At 62.7% G+C, this 2386-nt stretch carries 2 protein-coding genes; both read right to left on the bottom strand.

Annotation, left to right across the window (positions count from 1 at the left end; translation table 11 throughout):
* Positions 1-62: 62 nt before the first annotated feature.
* A complete protein-coding gene (gene istB, locus CH276_RS02825) occupies positions 63-836 on the bottom strand; it encodes an IS21-like element helper ATPase IstB (protein ID WP_032385531.1) in 774 nt (257 codons plus the stop codon).
* Positions 837-882: 46 nt separating this feature from the next.
* Positions 883-2217 carry an IS21 family transposase gene (istA, locus tag CH276_RS02820; protein WP_008720775.1) on the bottom strand — a complete coding sequence of 445 codons (1335 nt, stop codon included), beginning with the start codon at positions 2215-2217 and terminating at the stop codon, positions 883-885.
* Between the last annotated feature and the right edge of the window lie 169 nt (positions 2218-2386).

Genomic DNA, 2386 nt, shown 5'->3' with positions numbered 1-2386 from the left:
TATCGGTGGACGACCTCACGTGTCGGTCTGTGTACGACCTGACGTGTCGGTGTCCGGCAGGTTCATGATGCCGGTGCCTCCACTGGTGTGACAAGCCCTTGCCGGTCTTTGAGCCGGTAGCTGGGGCCGTTGATGGCCAGGACGTCGCAGTGATGAAGGAGTCGGTCGAGGATCGCGGTGGCGAGGACGTCGTCGCCGAGGACGGTTCCCCATTCGGTGAAATGCTTGTTGCTTGTGATGATCGTGGAGCCCTTCTCGTATCTGCGGCTGATCAGCTGGAAGAACATGTTGGCTTCGTCGCGGTCGAGGGCGAGGTATCCGACCTCGTCTATGACCAGCAGAGATGGGCGCATGAGGTTCGCGAGTTGCCGGGGGAGCCGGTTTGCTGCGTCGGCGGCTTTGAGCTTTCGAACGAGGTCGTCGAGGGTGGTGAAGTAGATCGACTTTCCGGCTTGGCAGGCAGCGACCGCCAGCCCGATCGCGATATGCGTTTTCCCTACTCCCGGTGGTCCAAGTATCGCGATGTTCCCTGCGCCGGTGAGGAATTCGAGGGTGGCAAGGTCTCGGATGCGGCGCGGTTCGAGTCCGGGTTGGAAGGTGTAGTCGAAGTCGTCGAGGGTTTTGTGATGGGGAAGCCCGGAGAGTTTGAGGGCGTTGCGGAACCGCCGGGATTCTCGGACTGCGACTTCTTCGGCGAGGAGGTGGTCGACGAAGTCGAGGTATCCCATCTGCGCGGAATCTGCGCGGGCGGCGGATTCGGTGACCGATTCGGCGGTGTGACCGAGGCCGAGCCGGAGGGCGTTGTCGATGATCCGTTGGGTGGTCAGTGAACTCATGAACGGTGTCCTGTCGTGGAAGATGCTGTGGGATAGTGGTTCACGGTCAGACGGCGTAGGCGGACAGTGGTCGATGTTCGACGTGGACGTGTCCGACGAGTGAGATGACTTTGGCGGTCAACGGGTCGCCTGCGTCGACCGAAGGTGACGGTGTGCCCTCCGCGGGGTTTGTATCGACGCGTCCGTCGGTGGTGGCACGGGTGTGACCGTCGGGCAGTGACGCCCAGTGCGCCTGGTCGACGACCCAGGCGCCGCGGACCTGCGAGCGAGCGTGGACGGCCAGGACGGTACCGCCGGCACTGTCGAGGGTGGCGATGGCGATGTTGTCGGCACCGGCGCGTACCTGTACTCGTTGACCTGCCCGGACGCGGTCGGCGGGTACGGAGTAGAGCGATGCCTCGAACGAGATCAGCGCGTCGTTTCCGATGCGCCGTAGGTGGGCTTCGGCGACAAGATACGGCTCGGCCGGGGCAGGACGTAGCGCCGCGTGATCGACGACGGCGCGGGTCCCGATGACCTCACGGTGAGTACGGTGCACCTGAGTCCGGCGGATCGGAACCCAGTCCATGAAGGTGCGGTCGGTGCTAGCGAGATCGGTGAACGTGCGACCGGCCAGGACGTGATCCCGAACGATCTTCACTTGCCGTTCTACACGGCCTTTGCCGGTGGGCCGGTACGCGGCGAGGACGTCGATGTCGAAGCCGTAGTGCCCGGAGAATGCGACGGCTGCTGGATGCAACGGGACAGCATGTCCGGGACGGACATGTTTGCGGACAATGGTTTTGGTGCGGTCGTAGACGATCGAACCCGGGACGCCACCGAAGTGCGCGAAGGCTCGGATGTGGCTGCCCCAGAACGCGGCGGCGTCCATCGAGTGGGTGTAGCAGCAGAATGGGTCACGGGAGAACGAGAGGACCATGTGGAAGGAGTAGACCTTGCGTCCGGTGCCGAAGAGATCGCCTTCATCGCCCCAGTCGACTTGTGCTTGGGCGCCGGGGATGGTTTCGAATCGGCGGTGTAGATTGCCGAGCCCGGATTCTTCTGCGCCGAGTTCGTCTCGGATGATGGGTCTGGCTGTGCTGCAATAGATTTTGACTCGTTGGTAGTTCACGGTCACGGACTTTTCGTTGGTGAGGCGTTCGTGGATGACCGAGGCTGCGATGGTGATGTCGGCGCGGAGCATCTCTTCGATCAGTGCGGCGATGTCGTCGGTGATCGCTCGGGGTTGTGTTCCTGCTCTCGAGGTTCCCTGCGGTGGATGCGTGGGTGCATCGTCGGCGAGGTATCGGCGGACAGTGCGCCAATCGCAGCCGCATTCGCGGGCGATGTCGGCATAGGTCGCGCCGGCCTCGTGCAGGGCTTTGAAACGTCGGATGTTCATCCAAGACTCTCCATCTAGGATCATGGCAAGGGCCACCCTTCGGGTTCGTCAACTTTGGCGGTAGACGATTCGAAGGGTGGCCCTTGTCGTGGGCGAGTTACGACAGGACTCGCCGAGCACCTACATATGAGGTTGTACGGGGACCATCACGTGAGGGTGTACACCGATA

The organism is Rhodococcus sp. 06-470-2 (assembly GCF_002258235.1).
GTDB lineage: Bacteria > Actinomycetota > Actinomycetes > Mycobacteriales > Mycobacteriaceae > Rhodococcoides.
The sequence above is the reverse complement of the archived record's forward strand: the minus strand, read 5'-3'. Positions and strand labels throughout refer to the sequence as shown.

Excerpts from the sequence above, each read along its gene's own strand:
- istA (WP_008720775.1), bottom strand. The coding sequence starts at position 2,217 with ATGAACATCCGACGTTTCAAAGCCCTGCACGAGGCCGGCGCGACCTAT.
- istB (WP_032385531.1), bottom strand. The coding sequence starts at position 836 with ATGAGTTCACTGACCACCCAACGGATCATCGACAACGCCCTCCGGCTC.